This is a genomic window from Klebsiella grimontii (assembly GCF_042137965.1).
In the GTDB taxonomy this organism is placed as follows: Bacteria; Pseudomonadota; Gammaproteobacteria; order Enterobacterales; family Enterobacteriaceae; genus Klebsiella; species Klebsiella grimontii.
This window is the reverse complement of sequence record NZ_CP169721.1, coordinates 3,102,320-3,117,994: the sequence shown is the minus strand read 5'-3', so window position 1 is coordinate 3,117,994 and position 15,675 is coordinate 3,102,320. Positions and strand designations below refer to the sequence as shown.

General features: G+C 51.6%; 17 protein-coding genes and 2 pseudogenes. 8 read left to right on the top strand and 11 right to left on the bottom strand.

All coding sequences use genetic code 11. The features are described 5' to 3' along the window. Positions 1-13: 13 nt before the first annotated feature. A complete protein-coding gene (locus ACE3MN_RS14720) occupies positions 14-577 on the top strand; it encodes a DUF1440 domain-containing protein (RefSeq protein WP_024358370.1) in 564 nt (187 codons plus the stop codon). 56 nt (positions 578-633) lie between these two features. Here ACE3MN_RS14720 and ACE3MN_RS14715 read toward each other — a convergent pair whose 3' ends face one another. The 3 genes from ACE3MN_RS14715 to ACE3MN_RS14705 form a co-directional block, all read right to left on the bottom strand. Beyond that, on the bottom strand, positions 634-936 hold the full coding sequence (locus ACE3MN_RS14715) for a PTS sugar transporter subunit IIB (RefSeq protein ID WP_049090295.1): 303 nt from the start codon (positions 934-936) through the stop codon (positions 634-636). A gap of 177 nt (positions 937-1,113) precedes the next feature. Next, positions 1,114-1,305, bottom strand: a complete 192-nt coding sequence (locus ACE3MN_RS14710; RefSeq protein ID WP_004139207.1) for a hypothetical protein — start codon at positions 1,303-1,305, stop codon at positions 1,114-1,116. 154 nt (positions 1,306-1,459) lie between these two features. Beyond that, positions 1,460-1,654 carry a hypothetical protein gene (locus tag ACE3MN_RS14705; protein ID WP_014229113.1) on the bottom strand — a complete coding sequence of 65 codons (195 nt, stop codon included), beginning with the start codon at positions 1,652-1,654 and terminating at the stop codon, positions 1,460-1,462. Positions 1,655-1,929: 275 nt separating this feature from the next. On the opposite strand from ACE3MN_RS14705, the gene umuD reads away from it, so the two are divergent. Continuing rightward, positions 1,930-2,352, top strand: a complete 423-nt coding sequence (umuD, locus tag ACE3MN_RS14700) for a translesion error-prone DNA polymerase V autoproteolytic subunit (RefSeq protein ID WP_004139203.1) — start codon at positions 1,930-1,932, stop codon at positions 2,350-2,352. Next, complete coding sequence (gene umuC, locus ACE3MN_RS14695; RefSeq protein ID WP_102650179.1) at positions 2,352-3,617, top strand: translesion error-prone DNA polymerase V subunit UmuC; 1,266 nt, start codon at positions 2,352-2,354, stop codon at positions 3,615-3,617. The genes umuD and umuC overlap by 1 nt, the downstream gene beginning before the upstream one ends. 47 nt (positions 3,618-3,664) lie before the next feature. Here the strand turns inward: umuC and ACE3MN_RS14690 are convergent, their stop codons facing one another. Both ACE3MN_RS14690 and ACE3MN_RS14685 read right to left on the bottom strand, forming a co-directional pair. Further along, the gene (locus tag ACE3MN_RS14690; protein ID WP_162685324.1) at positions 3,665-4,783 is read right to left on the bottom strand and encodes an oxidoreductase; all 1,119 of its coding nucleotides are present in this window, start codon (positions 4,781-4,783) and stop codon (positions 3,665-3,667) included. Then, positions 4,749-5,492, bottom strand: coding sequence for a DeoR/GlpR family DNA-binding transcription regulator (locus tag ACE3MN_RS14685; protein ID WP_004139198.1), 744 nt, complete (start codon positions 5,490-5,492; stop codon positions 4,749-4,751). Before ACE3MN_RS14685 ends, ACE3MN_RS14690 begins: the two co-directional genes overlap by 35 nt. A 619-nt stretch (positions 5,493-6,111) precedes the next feature. Here ACE3MN_RS14685 and ACE3MN_RS14680 point away from each other — a divergent pair. The 4 genes and pseudogenes from ACE3MN_RS14680 to dbpA all read left to right on the top strand — a co-directional run bounded on the left by ACE3MN_RS14680 (position 6,112) and on the right by dbpA (position 9,903). Continuing rightward, positions 6,112-6,720, top strand: coding sequence for a LuxR C-terminal-related transcriptional regulator (locus ACE3MN_RS14680; RefSeq protein WP_064342565.1), 609 nt, complete (start codon positions 6,112-6,114; stop codon positions 6,718-6,720). 342 nt (positions 6,721-7,062) lie between these two features. Continuing rightward, positions 7,063-8,046 (top strand): zinc transporter ZntB, encoded by a 984-nt coding sequence (zntB, locus tag ACE3MN_RS14675; protein ID WP_004139195.1) that lies wholly within the window; start codon positions 7,063-7,065, stop codon positions 8,044-8,046. A 278-nt stretch (positions 8,047-8,324) separates the two neighbouring features. Then, a pseudogene (locus ACE3MN_RS14670) lies at positions 8,325-8,489 on the top strand (hypothetical protein); the annotation flags it as partial. A 40-nt stretch (positions 8,490-8,529) separates the two neighbouring features. Continuing rightward, complete coding sequence (dbpA, locus tag ACE3MN_RS14665) at positions 8,530-9,903, top strand: ATP-dependent RNA helicase DbpA (protein WP_004139192.1); 1,374 nt, start codon at positions 8,530-8,532, stop codon at positions 9,901-9,903. 43 nt (positions 9,904-9,946) lie between these two features. Here dbpA and ttcA read toward each other — a convergent pair whose 3' ends face one another. Both ttcA and ACE3MN_RS14655 read right to left on the bottom strand, forming a co-directional pair. Further along, entirely contained in the window at positions 9,947-10,882 is a 936-nt protein-coding gene (ttcA, locus tag ACE3MN_RS14660; RefSeq protein WP_024358365.1) for a tRNA 2-thiocytidine(32) synthetase TtcA, read from the bottom strand. Next, positions 10,872-11,128 (bottom strand): annotated as a pseudogene (locus ACE3MN_RS14655) (site-specific integrase); the annotation flags it as partial. The gene ttcA and the pseudogene ACE3MN_RS14655, both read right to left, overlap by 11 nt. A gap of 484 nt (positions 11,129-11,612) precedes the next feature. On the opposite strand from ACE3MN_RS14655, the gene ACE3MN_RS14650 reads away from it, so the two are divergent. After that, positions 11,613-12,551, top strand: a complete 939-nt coding sequence (locus ACE3MN_RS14650) for an omptin family outer membrane protease (protein WP_024358364.1) — start codon at positions 11,613-11,615, stop codon at positions 12,549-12,551. A gap of 333 nt (positions 12,552-12,884) precedes the next feature. On the opposite strand, the gene ACE3MN_RS14645 is transcribed toward ACE3MN_RS14650, so the two are convergent. From ACE3MN_RS14645 to ompC, 4 genes are all read right to left on the bottom strand, one after another. Continuing rightward, entirely contained in the window at positions 12,885-13,175 is a 291-nt protein-coding gene (locus tag ACE3MN_RS14645; protein WP_024358363.1) for a Bor family protein, read from the bottom strand. Between the two features lie 177 nt (positions 13,176-13,352). Next, positions 13,353-13,787, bottom strand: a complete 435-nt coding sequence (uspF, locus tag ACE3MN_RS14640) for a universal stress protein UspF (protein ID WP_004121089.1) — start codon at positions 13,785-13,787, stop codon at positions 13,353-13,355. 82 nt (positions 13,788-13,869) lie between these two features. After that, positions 13,870-14,082 (bottom strand): KTSC domain-containing protein, encoded by a 213-nt coding sequence (locus tag ACE3MN_RS14635; RefSeq protein ID WP_004139189.1) that lies wholly within the window; start codon positions 14,080-14,082, stop codon positions 13,870-13,872. Between the two features lie 154 nt (positions 14,083-14,236). Next, a complete protein-coding gene (gene ompC, locus ACE3MN_RS14630) occupies positions 14,237-15,385 on the bottom strand; it encodes a porin OmpC (RefSeq protein WP_004139187.1) in 1,149 nt (382 codons plus the stop codon). Positions 15,386-15,675: the final 290 nt, after the last annotated feature.

Sequence of the window (15,675 nt, the reverse complement as noted above, 5' to 3'; positions counted from 1 at the left end):
AATGGTGATTTTTATGGCGATTAAGGATTTCTTTATACAAACAACACCCGCCCGACGTCGTTATGGCGTAGCGCTATTTGTCGGGGTGATTGCCGGAATTATGTCGGCGTTTGTTAAATGGGGGGCTGAAGTTCCATTACCGCCGCGTACTTTCTCCGGCGGCAGAGATGAGTTTAACCCGCCTTATCTTTTCTTACGCGACTATCTGGGAATTGACCCAACGCATACGGTATATACTTTCTCCGAACACATCATCAATCCGGTGATGGTCACACATATTATATTCTCGCTGGTGTTTGCCGTTGGCTATTGTGTCGTCGCGGAAGTCTTTCCGAAAGTGAAATTATGGCAGGGAGCATGGGCGGGGATTGTCGCCACTATCGCCGTTCACTGGATCTCATTTCCGCTACTGGGGCTGACGCCTTCTTTATTGAATATTCCTGCCGATGAGTATATTTCGGAATTGCTGGGGCATATTTTTTGGTTCTGGGCCATTGAGATGATTCGTCGCGATCTTCGTAACCGCATTACCCATGAACCTGACGCCGAAGTACCTCTTGACGCGCCGTTCAGATAATTCATCTCCAAAGAACCCGTGCTGTCGCGGGTTCTTTTGGCCGGGCAGCAAAGAGATTACAGCAGCGTATTCAGGGCGAAGTTAAGGATCTTCTCACCATCAAATGAGGCATAGGGCAAGCTTTCAATAACGGCAATGTTTTGTGGTGCATGCGTTGCGCGAGTGAATTGCTCGACCTTATACTGGATATGCGGGGCAACCAGCACGGCATCATAAGCCGGAGCGACGCTAAAGAAGTTTTCAACCCCAACGGCGCTGATTAATAAATCCAGTTGCCGATCGTCAGCAATTTTTTGCATTCTACGAGCAATAATCCCTGCCGTTTCGCCAAACAAACAGCATATTAATAGTTTTTTCACGGTTTAACCCTCGGTAAGATACCGCAGCTACATTATTCCTCCCTCGGCAACGAAAATGCGCGATGTATCAATATTCCAGGTTAATTTATACGGATATTTTTATTCTGCTGGCGAGCATCACAGGCGCTAAAAACGAATGCCCCTGTGATGCTGTGAATGGCGGGGATAACGCTCAGGCTACTTTTTTTTACGTGAAATCAGGAAGCGATCGCCGGCTCGCGTAAGCTTCGCTCCATTCGTACAGTACTCGATAGCAAAATTAAAAAATTCATCAGAGTCGAGCTCGAAATCCAGTTCGAGTTTAATGGCGTCGCCGGACTGCAGAAGCTGCTTTGCCTGTTCCAGATTGCTGGCTTTAACTGTTCCCATCTCTTCACCTCGTTTTAGCGCTGGTGGCGTCCGGGCTTATCCTACAGGCTTTGTTTTACGATCGCGTGACACGGCTTTTTTGCGCTTTCTGCCGATCGCCCATCGTTACCATCGCTATGCGAATAAGCTGATAGCGATGGTATGGCGTACAATATCAGTCGACGTTATTGAAGTAGTCCCGCGCCGCCGCCTCAACGTTCTTTGCCTCAATGCCGGTTTTCTCGGTGATTGAGGCAATAAACGGCTTGAACTTCTCCGTCATCACGTGCCCTCCGTCCCAATGAGCGACATAAAAGCGGCACTGATAGCGATAAAAGTGGAGAGTTTTGTCTCCTAACGTGTAATACATATGAATCTCCGGTTCAGTATGTCGGGTGGACCACAACAGGCTATAAGCAAAGTACGCATCAACGGATTCTATCCTCCTCCCAATTAGCGGAAATTTCCAGCATGCAGTACAAAACCATCTGTAATACGTACGGGGAAGGCGCCCTATGCAAACCCGGATGCAAAATTCAGCGCAACTTCAACGTCTTCGCATCAATCTCTGACGGGCGACTTGAAAAACTCGGATGAACTATTGATACTGTATATAAATACAGTATTATCACGGGTGAATCTAATATGATGTTTTATCAACCGGTTGAATGGCGAAAGATCGTGTCGATTCCGCTGTTTAGCGACCTTGTTCCCTGCGGCTTTCCCAGCCCCGCGCAGGATTACATTGAGAAGGGGATCGATCTCAATGAGCTTTGTATCAGCCATCCCGCGGCGACCTATTTTGTCATGGCGACGGGCACGTCAATGGTTGATGCCGGCATTTATGAAGGCACGCTGCTGGTGGTGGACCGCGGCCTGAAAGCGAAGCATGGTGATATCATCATCGCCTCCGTCGGCGGCGAGTACACGGTTAAACGCCTCTGTACGCACCCCATCATGCAACTCTTGCCGATGAATCCGGATTTTCCACCCATTGTGCTGCACAACGACGGTGAGGCGCTGGAGATTTTTGGTGTCGTTACTTTCAGTATCAACAGGCTCCGCTGATGTTTGCCCTGGTCGATGTGAATTCATTTTATGCCAGCTGTGAAACGGCCTTTCGCCCTGATTTACGCGGGCGTCCGGTGGTGGTGTTGAGCAACAACGATGGCTGCGTCATCGCCAGGAATCACGAGGCTAAACGGCTGGAGATTCCAATGGGCGCACCCTATTTCAAAGTGAAATCACAGTTTGAGCGCCATCAGGTGGCGGTGTTTAGCAGCAACTATGCCCTATATGGCGATATGTCCCGTCGGGTCATGACAATTCTCGAAGAGCTGGCCCCCGCGGTTTATCAATATTCTATTGATGAAGCGTTCGTGAATTTGACCGGGATCCATCGTTCTGAGGAGCTTGAGTCATTTGGTCGCCATGTGCGTAGTACATTACTCCAGTGTACCGGCCTGACGGTGGGGGTGGGGATCGGGCCGACGAAAACGCTGGCTAAACTGGCTAATTATGCGGCCAAAAGGTGGCCAAAATTCGAGGGCGTGGTCGATCTCTCCTCACCGGTCAGGCAGAAAAAGCTGCTGGAGAAGGTGGTCGTCGGCGAGGTCTGGGGAGTAGGGCGCCGCATCGCGAAAAAGCTCAATGAGATGGGGATCAACACGGCGCTTCAGCTGGCCGAGACGCCCGCTTCGCTTATCAGAAAACATTTCAGCGTCGTGATGGAGCGCACCGTGCGGGAGCTGAGAGGCGAGCCCTGCCTTGAGCAGGAAGAGTATATGCCGACTAAACAGCAAATTATCTGCTCGCGTTCATTCAGTCAGAAGGTGAGCGAATACGAGTCGATACGCGAAGCCGTATGCAGCCATGCGGTCCGTGCCGCCGAGAAGCTGCGCGCGGAGCATCAGTTCTGCCGCTATGTTTCCGTTTTTGTGAAGACCAGTCCGTTTGCGGGTCATGAAGTCTATTACGGCAATGATGCCGGCACGGAAATCCACATCCCGACCCAGGATAGCCGGGATATCATCGCGGCGGCGCTAAAATGCCTGGACGCCATCTGGCGAGAGGGATACCGATATCAAAAGTGCGGCGTGATGCTGGGCGATTTCTTTAGCCAGGGGGTGGCGCAGTTAGGCCTGTTTGACGACTATCGGCCGCGCGCGAATAGCGAACGGCTGATGATGGTTCTTGATTCTGTTAACCGACGTGAAAAAGGCCGGCTCTGGTTTGCCGGGCAGGGGATAGAGCGCAGCTGGGAGATGAAGCGGCAGATGCTGTCGCCAGCCTACACCACCCGGCTCAGCGATTTGCTGCGGGTGAAACTGTAGGCTGGCATTAAAGGGGGCGACAACCCCTCAGACATATTGCGCGGCGCTTATTGCAGACCCGCCAGTTCATCTGCGGTCAGCGCGAGCGTTTGCGTTGTACCGCTCTCGGCGGATTGCGCTGCCGCTTCCAGCACCGCCATCACGGCGAGCGCCTCTAATGGCGATACCGGATTGTTGATTTTGCCGGTCAGCGCGTCGCGGACGTGAATATAGTACTGGCGCTGATCGCCTCGTGGCGCGCTGATTTCACTGGCGCGCAGGTCTGCGTCAAACACCACCAGGCTATCGTCGTCCGCGCCCCAGCTTTCGCTGCCCGGAACCACGCCCGCCAGCAGCTGGCTCTCCTGCTGGTCAGCGCGTTGTTTGACGGCGCTGCCTTTATCTCCATGGACGGTAAAGCGCGATACGCCACCCGCGACCAGCATGCTGCAGTGCAAAATCACTTTGTGCTGCGGATAGTTCAGCACCACGTGCGCCCAGTCGTTGATCTCCGCGCCTTCACGCAGAGTGGCGATGTTTCCCTGCACCGACTGCGGCAGGCCGAACAGCTGCAGCGCCTGGTCGATCAGATGCGGGCCTAAATCAAACCACAGGCCGCTGCCCGGTACGTTCTGCTCCCGCCAGCGGACGCGTACTTCCGGGCGGAAGCGGTCAAAATGGGATTCAAAATGTTTCACGTTGCCGATGAGCCCCTGTTCGATAACCTGCTTCACTGCCAGATAATCGCTGTCCCAGCGGCGGTTATGGAACACCGACAGCACCCGCTGTTTCTCTTGCGCGAGCGCAATCAGTTCGCGGGCTTCCTGCATATCAAGAGTAAAGGGTTTGTCGACGACGACGTGCTTACCGGCGTTTAAGGCCAGACGGGCAAGCGGAGCATGGGTTGCGTTAGGAGAGGCGATGACCACCAGATCGATATCCGGATGCTGGATGGCCTCTTCAGGCGATGCGATGACGGTGACGTTTGGCAGGTCACGTTTCACTTTCTCTTCATCGCGCGAGGCGACAATCGCCAGATTCAGGCCGTCGACGGACTGGAGCAGCGGAGCATGAAAAGTTTTGCCGACGAAGCCGTAGCCAATCAGGGCAATATTAATGTTCTTACCGTTAGTCATAAGCATCTCCGCGTTCTTAAGCATCAGCGATAGTGAGTTGTATTGAGCCATTATCCTTCAGTTCTTCCCATGGCCGGTCAAGAAAGAGCTGATGGATGTCGGCGAGTCCGGCAACCAGCCAGGGCTCGCAGTGGTTGAGTTTCATATGATCGGCCACCAGCCAATGTTCCGCGCTGGCCGCCAGCATGGCGCGCTTAACTTCGGCGTCCGCTTCCTGGCTGGCGCTGAGGCCGAGATCGGCATGGAGCGCGCAGGCGCCGAGAATAGCGATATCCGCCCGATAGCGTTCCAGCAGCGAAACCGTAGCGCTACCGGCAAACAGGCGCTGCTGCATATCCCATTTTCCCCCCAGCAAAATAAGCTGAATATCCGGACGCGCGCTGAAGTGCTGGGCGATATCCAAAGAGGTGGTGATAACCGTCATTGGGCCCTGTATTTGAGCGGCGACGGCCAACACGGTACTCCCCGCGTCAAGGAACAGCGTGGATCCGCTGGGGATTTTCTCCGCCACCATTTTACCTAAGCGCTGCTTGATATCCGGTAGCAGCGTATTCCTGTTCTGGCGATTCATGATGGAGAGATTGAGCGCGATAGCGCCGCCGTGGTTTTTCTGGGCCAGCCCCTGTTTCTCGAGGTCGCTGAGATCGCGGCGCAGCGTATCTGCAGAAACTTGCAGGTTATCGACCAGCTCACTGATCGTGACCTGGCCTTTTTCGCTAAGAATATCAATTAGATATTTCTGTCTGGCCGTTTTGTGCATAATCTAAACCCGCAAAATGCTGCAATAAATCGCATAATACAGCATTTTGCGCAAAAAGAAATGCGCCGAACGTGATGCCCCACAGAAGGTGACGTTTTGTTGAATGCTTTCGCGGGATGGTTTGTCACTCTCCCATTTCCCCGCCGGGGAGTCCGCCCCTCTGCCAGCCAATAACCGTTGAGAGGAGCAACAAGGCAAGCTATGAATAGTCTAAAATGACACCGAAAAATAACTTGAGTTAATGAGTGTGTTTAGATGAAAATTCACTTCAGCCATAATAGCGTGGGTTTTTACGATGCTTGATCGTAAGCCAGCCTTAGTGGCGACGCTCCGGCGAGCATAAATATATCCATGTGAATGATATAACGTTTTTGCAATATCTCTTTTTTAGTCAAGGCGAGGGAGGGTAATCCACAACGGGGCGGGTCGATTTTAATTAGCCGGGGCTGATTCGCCGCGCCAGAACGCTATTTCTGCTTAAATTTCGTGGGGCGCCAGTTCTCAGGTCGAAAAATAATGTTTATTTATATCGTGTTTTGTAAATCGACGATAGCGGTACTTTGCGTATCGTTAGCTGTCTGGATAATACTTGATTTACTTTCTTCAGCAGGCTAAGTCGATGTTGAATATCGTCATTAAAAATAATAATCAGTTTTTTAATTTAGGATTGCACTTTATATTACAGGGCCTCTTCCCGGAGTACGCATTATCTACGCAATGTGCCGCATCGCTTAATCAACGGATCGTGCAGGATGCTGATGTGGTCGTGCTGGATTTATGTCGCGGAGCAGAATTCGTATGTCATCCCGAGTTGTTAAATCGGAAACCGGGATTGCTGATTGGTTTGGTTGCCAGGCAAAATCGACGGGGAAGAGCCGCTTTGCCGCTCTGTCTGAAAGAGATCGTCTTTGTTGGGCGCGATGAGAAAATCTCTCAGGTTATGGCGAAAATTAAACTCTCATGGATTCTGCCCCCACCGTCAGCGGAAGAAAAATCGGTGTTGCGATGCGAGCGTTGCCCGCAGAGGAAACTATCCCCACAGCAGCGAATTATCGCGGCGGCAATCTATCAGGGGTTAACGGTGAACGCGATTGCCCGAAAACTTTCGCTTTGCAATAAAACGGTTTTTGCACACAAGCGCCAGATTATGTCTAAATTTCATCTACGCAACGATTTAGACCTGCTGCTATTGCTGCGCTATCTGAATAGCGCTAAAGGTCACGGTTAAACTTGCAAAGCGGCAATATCACTCTATTCTTATTTTGCTTACTAAAATGGAGGAAAAAAGTATGTGTACCCATTTGCATGACAACGCTCGTCAATACGCAGAAGAGAAAAAATGAACGGCTCCTGCTAGCCTGCCTTCCCGTCAGCCCAGCGTCTGGCGGCGGCTAATAATGCAGGTTAGACACAGTATTGCAAAGTACATCCACAACCCGCCGCCGGCGGGTTCTTTTTTTCAGGCTCCTCGCTTTTCGCCAGTGAATTCAGCAGCATGCCCTGATTAGCTCTTGCGTAACCGTCGCGTAAGGCTAGACTACGGAAATGTGCATGAGTTAACGGAGGTCCAGTGGACGCCATTAAGGGATCGGAACTGAACGTGCCGGATGCCGTTTTTGCATGGGTGTTCGACGGGCAGGGCGGCGTAAAGCCGTTGGTCGATAGTGACACCATTGATAAAGAGCATCCTTGCTGGCTGCATCTCAACTATACCCATGTTGATAGCGCGGAATGGCTGGCATCAACGCCGCTGCTGCCCAATAACGTGCGCGATGCGCTGGCCGGCGAGAGCACTCGCCCGCGAGTGACGAGAATTGGCGATGGGGCATTAATCACGCTGCGCTGTATTAACGGCAGTACCGATGAGCGCCCGGACCAGCTGGTCGCGATGCGTCTTTATATGGACGAGCGTTTGATTGTCTCCACCCGGCAGCGCAAAGTCCTGGCGCTGGATGATGTGCTCGGCGATTTGCGTGAGGGCAACGGCCCGATTGACGGCGGCGGCTGGCTGGTGGATGTTTGCGATGCGCTAACCGATCACGCCAGCGAGTTTATCGAGCAGCTTCACGACCGGATTATCGATCTGGAAGATGATTTATTGGATCAGCAGGTCCCACCGCGCGGTTTCCTCGCGCTGCTACGTAAACAGCTTATCGTCATGCGCCGCTATATGGCGCCGCAGCGTGATGTGTATGCAAGGCTTGCCAGCGAGCGTCTGCCGTGGATGACGGACGACCATCGGCGACGGATGCAGGATATTGCCGAACGTCTGGGGCGAGGTCTGGATGAGATTGATAGCTGCATCGCCCGCACGGCGATTATGAGCGATGAAATCGCGCAAATTATGCAGGAGTCGCTATCACGTAGAACCTATACGATGTCGCTGATGGCCATGGTTTTTCTACCCAGCACTTTTTTAACCGGACTCTTTGGCGTCAACCTCGGCGGCATTCCCGGCAATAGCTGGCATATGGGTTTTTCTATTTTCTGCATAATGTTAGTCGTTCTCATTGGGGGTGTTACATGGTGGTTGCATCGTAGTAAATGGTTGTAAAGAATCGCCTTTTGGCGCGGTGATGATGATGAAAACCCGGCAATGTTTGAGCGAAATCAATAAACCGTCTATCCATTCAGGGCAATATCTCTCTCGCAGGTGAATGCAACGTCAAGCGATGGGCGTTGCGCTCCATATTGTCTTACTTCCTTTTTTGAATTACTGCATAGCACAATTGATTCGTACGACGCCGACTTTAATGAGTCGGCTTTTTTTTTGCGCTCTGTTTCTCAGCTTCTACGCTTAACTGGTGTACCCGCCCATAACCGGGAGTCAATATGCCTATTCATCCGCTGAACTCAATCCCCATTCCGCCGGAACCCAACGATCCTGTACCGGTCCACGATCCCAAACCCCGCCCGCGTCCGTTACCCGACCCACCGCCTGACGATGAGCCGATTAAATTGTCGCATCGGGAGCGGAGATCTGCGACGATACGCGCCAGCAGATTGTCCGCCCCTAAATGTAATGCGAGAAATAATTGTGACCGCTTTTTCAACTCTGAATGTTTTGCCCGCCGCCCAGCTCACTAACCTGAATGAACTAGGGTATCTTTCGATGACCCCAGTTCAGGCGGCGGCTTTGCCGGCGATTCTTGCGGGTAAAGATGTCCGCGTGCAGGCAAAAACCGGCAGCGGTAAAACGGCGGCATTCGGCCTCGGGTTGCTCCAGCACGTTGACGCCTCGCTGTTCCAGACGCAGTCGCTGGTGCTGTGTCCGACCCGCGAACTGGCGGATCAGGTCGCCGGTGAGCTGCGTCGCCTGGCGCGCTTTCTGGCAAATATTAAAATTTTAACCCTCTGCGGCGGCCAGCCTTTTGGCGCCCAGCGCGACTCGCTACAGCACGCGCCGCATATTATCGTCGCCACGCCGGGGCGCTTGCTCGATCACCTGCAAAAGGGCACCGTGTCGTTGGACGCGCTACAAACCCTGGTGATGGACGAAGCGGACCGCATGCTGGATATGGGGTTTAGCGACGCCATTGATGAAGTGATCCGCTTTGCGCCGGCTTCGCGCCAGACGCTGCTGTTTTCCGCCACCTGGCCGGAAGCGATCGCGGCGATTAGCGGCCGCGTGCAGAACAACCCGCAGACCATTGAAATTGATGCTGTTGATGCGCTGCCGGCTATCGAACAGCAGTTTTTTGAAACTTCGCAACACGGTAAAATCACGCTGTTGCAAAAGCTGCTGAGCCAGCATCAGCCCGCTTCCTGCGTGGTGTTCTGCAATACCAAAAAGGATTGTCAGGCCGTCTGCGATTCGCTAAACGCCGCCGGACAGAGCGCTCTGTCGCTGCACGGCGATCTTGAACAGCGCGACCGCGACCAGACGCTGGTGCGCTTTGCTAACGGGAGTTCGCGCGTGCTGGTGGCGACCGACGTTGCCGCCCGCGGGTTAGATATCAAGTCGCTCGAGCTGGTGGTGAACTATGAGCTGGCCTGGGACCCGGAGGTTCACGTGCACCGCATTGGTCGTACCGCTCGCGCCGGTGAAAGCGGTCTGGCGATTAGCCTCTGCGCGCCGGAAGAGGCGCAGCGCGCGAATATTCTTGCCGAAATGCTGCAAATGAAGCTCAACTGGATGAACGGGCCGACGAATAGCACTGTTGTGCCGCTGCAGGCAGAGATGGCCACGCTGTGCATTGATGGCGGTAAAAAAGCGAAGATGCGCGCGGGCGATGTGCTGGGGGCGTTGACCGGTGATATCGGCCTTGATGGCGCGGACATCGGCAAGATTGCCGTTCATCCGGCGCATGTCTACGTAGCCGTGCGCCAGGGCGTAGCGCATAAAGCGTTTAAGCAGCTGCAAAACGGGAAGATTAAAGGTAAGGCCTGCCGGGTTCGTTTGCTGAAATAAGCGCGACAAAGGCGTCTCAGGCGCGCGCCTGAGACGCAAGACGTTATTTTACTTCCACCACGTTCAGGCGCAGTTCATCCAGCTGCGCGTCATCCTCTTCCGGCTGCCAGCCGGCCGGCTGCATCGGGATCTCTTCACGATCGAACGCCAGGTCGCCGCCGTCAATCACCGCAGAACCGTGATGAATGCCCTTAAAATCGAACAGGTTAACGTCGCTAAGATGGGAAGGCACCACGTTCTGCATCGCGCTAAACATGGTTTCGATGCGCCCAGGATAGCGTTTATCCCAGTCGCGTAGCATATCGGCAATCACCTGGCGCTGGAGGTTGGGCTGCGAACCGCACAGGTTGCACGGAATGATCGGAAAACCTTTCGCCTGGGAGAAGCGCTCAATATCTTTTTCCCGGCAGTAGGCCAGTGGACGAATCACGATATGTTTACCGTCGTCGCTCATCAGCTTCGGCGGCATACCTTTCATCTTCCCGCCGTAGAACATGTTCAGGAACAGGGTCTGCAGGATATCGTCGCGGTGGTGGCCCAGGGCGATTTTGGTTGCGCCCAGTTCAGAAGCGGTGCGGTAAAGAATGCCGCGGCGCAGACGGGAGCAGAGCGAGCAGGTGGTTTTACCTTCCGGAATTTTTTCTTTAACGATGCCGTAGGTATTTTCTTCAACAATCTTATATTCCACGCCCAGCTGCTCAAGATATTCCGGCAGAATATGCTCCGGGAAGCCCGGCTGTTTTTGATCGAGGTTGACCGCCACCAGTGAGAAAGAGATTGGCGCGCTTTTTTGCAAATTGCGCAAAATCTCCAGCATGGTGTAGCTATCTTTACCGCCGGAGAGGCAAACCATGATGCGGTCGCCTTCTTCAATCATATTAAAATCGGCGATCGCCTCGCCGACGTTGCGGCGCAGGCGCTTCTGCAATTTGTCGAGGTTGTATTTTTCTTTCTTTGTAACTTGCTGATTATCTAGCATTATTAACGTTCTCTGAAACAAAAGGGGCAAAGGTACGCCACGGTGCAAGCCTGGCGTTGGGCATCAGTACCCAATCGCCGTTCGTTTCTGCTATCCATGTCCTGTCAGCTGCCTGCATCATTTACGCGTTTTCATGCCCCATCTGGTTAGCAAGGGGTTAGCGCCGGCTGAGAGTCGCCAGCAGGCAAAAGTATGTCGCGTATGGTACGGATTCCGACGACGAATGCCAGCGCGTTTTACTGCGGCTTTTCATCTGCCGGCGATACTGCGGCGAATTTTGGCCACGCCGAGGCCATGCTCTCCTCGCGATAGGACGAATGCTAGCGCGTAATCTACGCATGAATCATTTTTTACGCCGCTGCTTTGACGCTTATTATTGCTGTTCTTGCCATGTTCCGTTCGGATCGCAATATGATTATTTGCACCCTGATAATTATACAGCGAAGATATTTTATGGCGCTGTCTAATAGACGCGAAGTTTGAGAGAAAAGCGTCACAGGAGCGGTTTTTCTTCAAGCTTATAGCTATTCGATTTATGCCTAATAATAATCTGAAAGTCTATCTCATTAATATGATTTTCTCTTGTAAAACGAAGCGCTTAACCAGCCAACATTTTCACTCTCTGGGTTATGAATAAAGTAATGACAAAAATTGACAGTTGCCTGGCATTTGTCGGAGATTTAAACTTCCACTGCAACTTATGGATTATCTTTTAATGATGGGAATAAAAATGAAAAAAAGTACCGTTGCAGTAATGATGATAGCGACTCTTTCAGGAACAGCTTATGCTGAGCCAGCGCAATTAAGCCCGAATTTTTCGGCGGAAAGTTTTACCGTATCGACGTCCGCGGGGATGCTGAGTGGGAAATCTCAGGAGAGGGTTTATGACGCGGATACGGGGCGAAAAGTCAGCCAACTGGACTGGAAAATAAAGAATGTCGCCATTGTGAAAGGCGATATCTCATGGGATGCTTACTCCTTCCTGACCTTGGCCGCCCGCGGCTGGACGTCGTTAGCTTCAGGTTCCGGTCATATGGATGACTATGACTGGATGAACGATAATCAGTCCGGGTGGACAGACCACTCATCTCATCCCAGCACCAGCGTCAATTATGCCAATGAATACGATCTCAGCGTGCAAGGCTGGATTTTCCAGAACGAAAATTATAAAGCGGGCGTCATTGCGGGATATCAGGAAACCCGTTTTAGCTGGACGGCCACCGGTGGTTCTTATAATTATGATAACGGTGCGACTACGGGCAATTTCCCGACCGGCGAGCGCGGTATTGGCTACAGCCAGCGATTCTCCATGCCCTACATTGGCCTCGCGGGGCAGTATCGTGTTAATGACTTTGAGTTTAATGCCCTGTTTAAATTCAGTGATTGGGTCCGGGCTCATGATAACGACGAGCACTATATGCGTGAGCTGACCTTCCGGGAGAAATCCACTAATTCGCGTTATTACGGTACATCGGTTGATGCCGGATATTACATCACGTCGCATGCCAAAGTTTTTGCTGAATTCACCTACAGTAAATATGAAGAGGGCAAGGGAGGCACGCAGATTATAGATACCAATAGCGGCGAATCAGGTTCAATTGGAGGAGATGCGGCCGGTATTGCAAATAAAAACTATACCATTACAGCTGGTCTTCAATATCGATTCTAAATCATTGCCGCTCGCGGGTATTGTAAGCAAAACCCCTAAGTCCCGATCATGAGATCGTTACACTGGAGTGTTTCCCGGCCTGGGCACTCCAGTTTTCCATAGGACGTATCATTCGGGGGCTTATGGGCATGCGCTAAAGGAGCGCCGTAGGGACTGAGAAACCAGCTGCCGGTGCGTGGTCACTCATCATCGTGCGCCGGGCGTTTATGTGATTTCTTCGTATGGTCGATCAGAAGGTAGCCTCCAGGTGGGGGGCGAGAAAAGATGAGTATGTTGGGGCAAAGGGACGGTGGTTGAAAACGGGCAGGCACTTATGATGCCTGCCGCCAGCGATTATTTAGCGCAATAAACGCGCGCTTCACGTGGAGTATAAATGCCGAGGGTGACGAAACCCAGCAGGCCGTTGACGAAAGTCTGCTGTACTTCGGTACGGACGACTTTGTCGGCGCCGCCGCACACGGCCGCAGCATCAATCTGTTTAGTCTGGCCAATACCGCTGACGAAGAAGTGGTGAGTGGTAACCTGCTGAGGTTGAACGGTCACGCCAGGATTTACCGAGAAGCTCTGCTGGGCGCAACCAGAAATAGCGGCTGCGGCTAAAACTACCATAATTAACTTTTTCATATCATCCCTATAATTGTTGTAAGACATACCCATGTTCGGGTAAGGGCTTTATACAGCAAAATGAAAAAGTCACAACGTACTAATTTTAATAGTCGCAGCTAAAAAATGACCCTATCTGCGGCGCTGCGGGTCAGATCAAAGAAACAAAAAGCCCGCACGGCGGCGGGCAGAGTCGGTTTAACGCACAACCAGCACCGAACATTCCGCATGACGGACAACGGCGGCGGCGTTAGAGCCCAGCAGGTAGGTGGTGATATCGGGACGGTGTGAAGAGATAATCACCAGGTCCGCGGGGAGAGACTTCGCCATAGCAAGGATTTTATCTTTCGGCGAGCCCTCTGAAACGTGAAAATGGATACGGTCTTCGGGGATATTAAACTTTTTCACAATCTCTTTGAGCCGCGATTCCGATTCGGCTTTGAGGTCATCCATCGCCGGCAGCTCTGCGGTGTAGGCCATTCCCAGCGAAGCGTAATAGGGAAGGGAGGGAATGACGGTCAGGAAATGCACCTCGGCATCATCGATTCTGGCTTCAGCTTCAACATGCTTGATAACGCGATCGGTTAATTCTGTATCAGAAATATCGATGGGCACAAGAATCATTCTGTTCATAAAACCTCCTGTTTAAGTAACCACTTAAAGTGTAGGTCATCCAGGCGATTATTGTACATTGCGCGCAATCACACTTTCGTCATCAGGCGCAGCGGCGTTCGGTAAATTTTCCTTTAATGACGCCATCGTAAAAACGGCCTTTAGAAACCACCAGCAGAAAGTCGCGGAAAATGCGCGGCGGGACACCGATATACTGCAGCGTTTGGTTATCGCGAAAGCGGATTTCAAGAATGCCGGCGGATTCATCATAGGCGACGGAGGTGATTCGGGATGATGTTACGGGGTGATGGTGCATGGCGGGCGTCCTCTTACGGCTACGGCAATTCCAGGGAGCAATATATCATTTAACGGACGATTATTTTAAGGTAATCGATATATTGTTTTGCTTTGAATGCAGTCGATCGCCGGGAGGGGAAGACAAAGCCCGCCGTTGCCAGCGGGCCCGGACATTAGAACTGGTAAACCAGACCTAACGCGACGACGTCATCCGTAGAGATGCCGTTGTTAGAATAGAAGCTATCGTCTTCATCCAGCAGGTTGATTTTGTAATCAACGTAGGTAGACATATTACGGTTGAAGTAATAAGTCGCGCCAATGTCGACATATTTAACCAGATCTTTGTCACCGGTATTTCCTGCCGGGTTAGCAGCATTGCCCTGCATAACCAAATCCTTACCCTTAGACTGCAGGTAGGAGATAGCCGGACGCAGACCGAAATCGAACTGGTATTGAGCCGTCACTTCAAAGTTTTGCGTTTTGTTGGCAATAGTATCGCTGTTATTACCATATGGGGTCATATTACGGGTTTCTGAATACATGGTTGCCAGGTAGATATTGTTGGCATCATATTTCAAACCTGCGGTCCAGGCATCGGCTTTATCGCCGCCGGCTGTAGAATAATGGGTCTGCTCATTGGTACGGTCAGAAGAACTATAGGCCGCTGCGATGCTCACGCCCATACCCAGATCGTAGGAGGAGGAGAGGCCAAATCCGTCACCGTTAGAGTTTTTGACGTTGCGACCATTATTGTTGGCGGTGCCTTCTTGATTTTCATCACCGGACTGATTTTCATTTTTACCCTGATACTGCAGGGCGAAGTTCAGGCCGTTAACCAGACCGAAGAAGTCATTGTTACGGTAGGTTGCAACGCCGTTAGCGCGGCCGGTCATAAAGTTATCGGCCTGGGTGTAGGAGTCGCCGCCGAATTCTGGCAGCATATCGGTCCAGCCTTCTACGTCGTACAGTACGCCGTAATTACGGCCATAGTCGAATGAACCGTAGTTAGCGAATTTCAGACCAGCAAATGCCAGACGGGTCCAGGCCTGGTTGTCAGAGCCTTCGGTATTGTTCGCCTGAACGTTATATTCCCACTGACCGTAGCCGGTCAGCTGATCGTTAATCTGGGTTTCGCCTTTGAAGCCAAGACGGACGTAGGATTGATCGCCATCTTTCGATGAATCATCGGAGAAATAATGCAGACCGTCTACCTTGCCATAGAGATCCAGTTTATTTCCGTCTTTATTATAAATTTCAGCAGAATGAGCAGCGCCAGCAGCTAATAATGCTGGAATAACGAGGGCCAGTACTTTTCTTTTCATTTGGACAATCCTTTAACGGTTTTTGTTTTAGCTTCCTCCTGGGAAGTGAACTCATGCTAAAGGAGCAAATAGAGATATGGTAAGTATCAATTGTTACGATATGAGTAAAATCTAAAATAAATAATTCAGATGAAATGATGATAATTATAATGAATGATTTGGTGGGAAATATACAAAATAAAAATTATACATATCGATTTTAGTATCGTATTATCCGCTCGTTATATGCCTTTAATTGTCATTCAAGAATTTATATTACCCTCCGTTCCTGAGAATGGTTTTTATTGAGC

Excerpts from the sequence above, each read along its gene's own strand:
- ACE3MN_RS14720 (WP_024358370.1), top strand. The coding sequence starts at position 14 with ATGGCGATTAAGGATTTCTTTATACAAACAACACCCGCCCGACGTCGT.
- ACE3MN_RS14710 (WP_004139207.1), bottom strand. The coding sequence starts at position 1,305 with ATGGGAACAGTTAAAGCCAGCAATCTGGAACAGGCAAAGCAGCTTCTG.
- ACE3MN_RS14705 (WP_014229113.1), bottom strand. The coding sequence starts at position 1,654 with ATGTATTACACGTTAGGAGACAAAACTCTCCACTTTTATCGCTATCAG.
- umuD (WP_004139203.1), top strand. The coding sequence starts at position 1,930 with ATGATGTTTTATCAACCGGTTGAATGGCGAAAGATCGTGTCGATTCCG.
- umuC (WP_102650179.1), top strand. The coding sequence starts at position 2,352 with ATGTTTGCCCTGGTCGATGTGAATTCATTTTATGCCAGCTGTGAAACG.
- ACE3MN_RS14690 (WP_162685324.1), bottom strand. The coding sequence starts at position 4,783 with ATGGCTCAATACAACTCACTATCGCTGATGCTTAAGAACGCGGAGATG.
- ACE3MN_RS14685 (WP_004139198.1), bottom strand. The coding sequence starts at position 5,492 with ATGCACAAAACGGCCAGACAGAAATATCTAATTGATATTCTTAGCGAA.
- ACE3MN_RS14680 (WP_064342565.1), top strand. The coding sequence starts at position 6,112 with ATGTTGAATATCGTCATTAAAAATAATAATCAGTTTTTTAATTTAGGA.
- ttcA (WP_024358365.1), bottom strand. The coding sequence starts at position 10,882 with ATGCTAGATAATCAGCAAGTTACAAAGAAAGAAAAATACAACCTCGAC.
- ACE3MN_RS14650 (WP_024358364.1), top strand. The coding sequence starts at position 11,613 with ATGAAAAAAAGTACCGTTGCAGTAATGATGATAGCGACTCTTTCAGGA.
- ACE3MN_RS14645 (WP_024358363.1), bottom strand. The coding sequence starts at position 13,175 with ATGAAAAAGTTAATTATGGTAGTTTTAGCCGCAGCCGCTATTTCTGGT.
- uspF (WP_004121089.1), bottom strand. The coding sequence starts at position 13,787 with ATGAACAGAATGATTCTTGTGCCCATCGATATTTCTGATACAGAATTA.
- ACE3MN_RS14635 (WP_004139189.1), bottom strand. The coding sequence starts at position 14,082 with ATGCACCATCACCCCGTAACATCATCCCGAATCACCTCCGTCGCCTAT.
- ompC (WP_004139187.1), bottom strand. The coding sequence starts at position 15,385 with ATGAAAAGAAAAGTACTGGCCCTCGTTATTCCAGCATTATTAGCTGCT.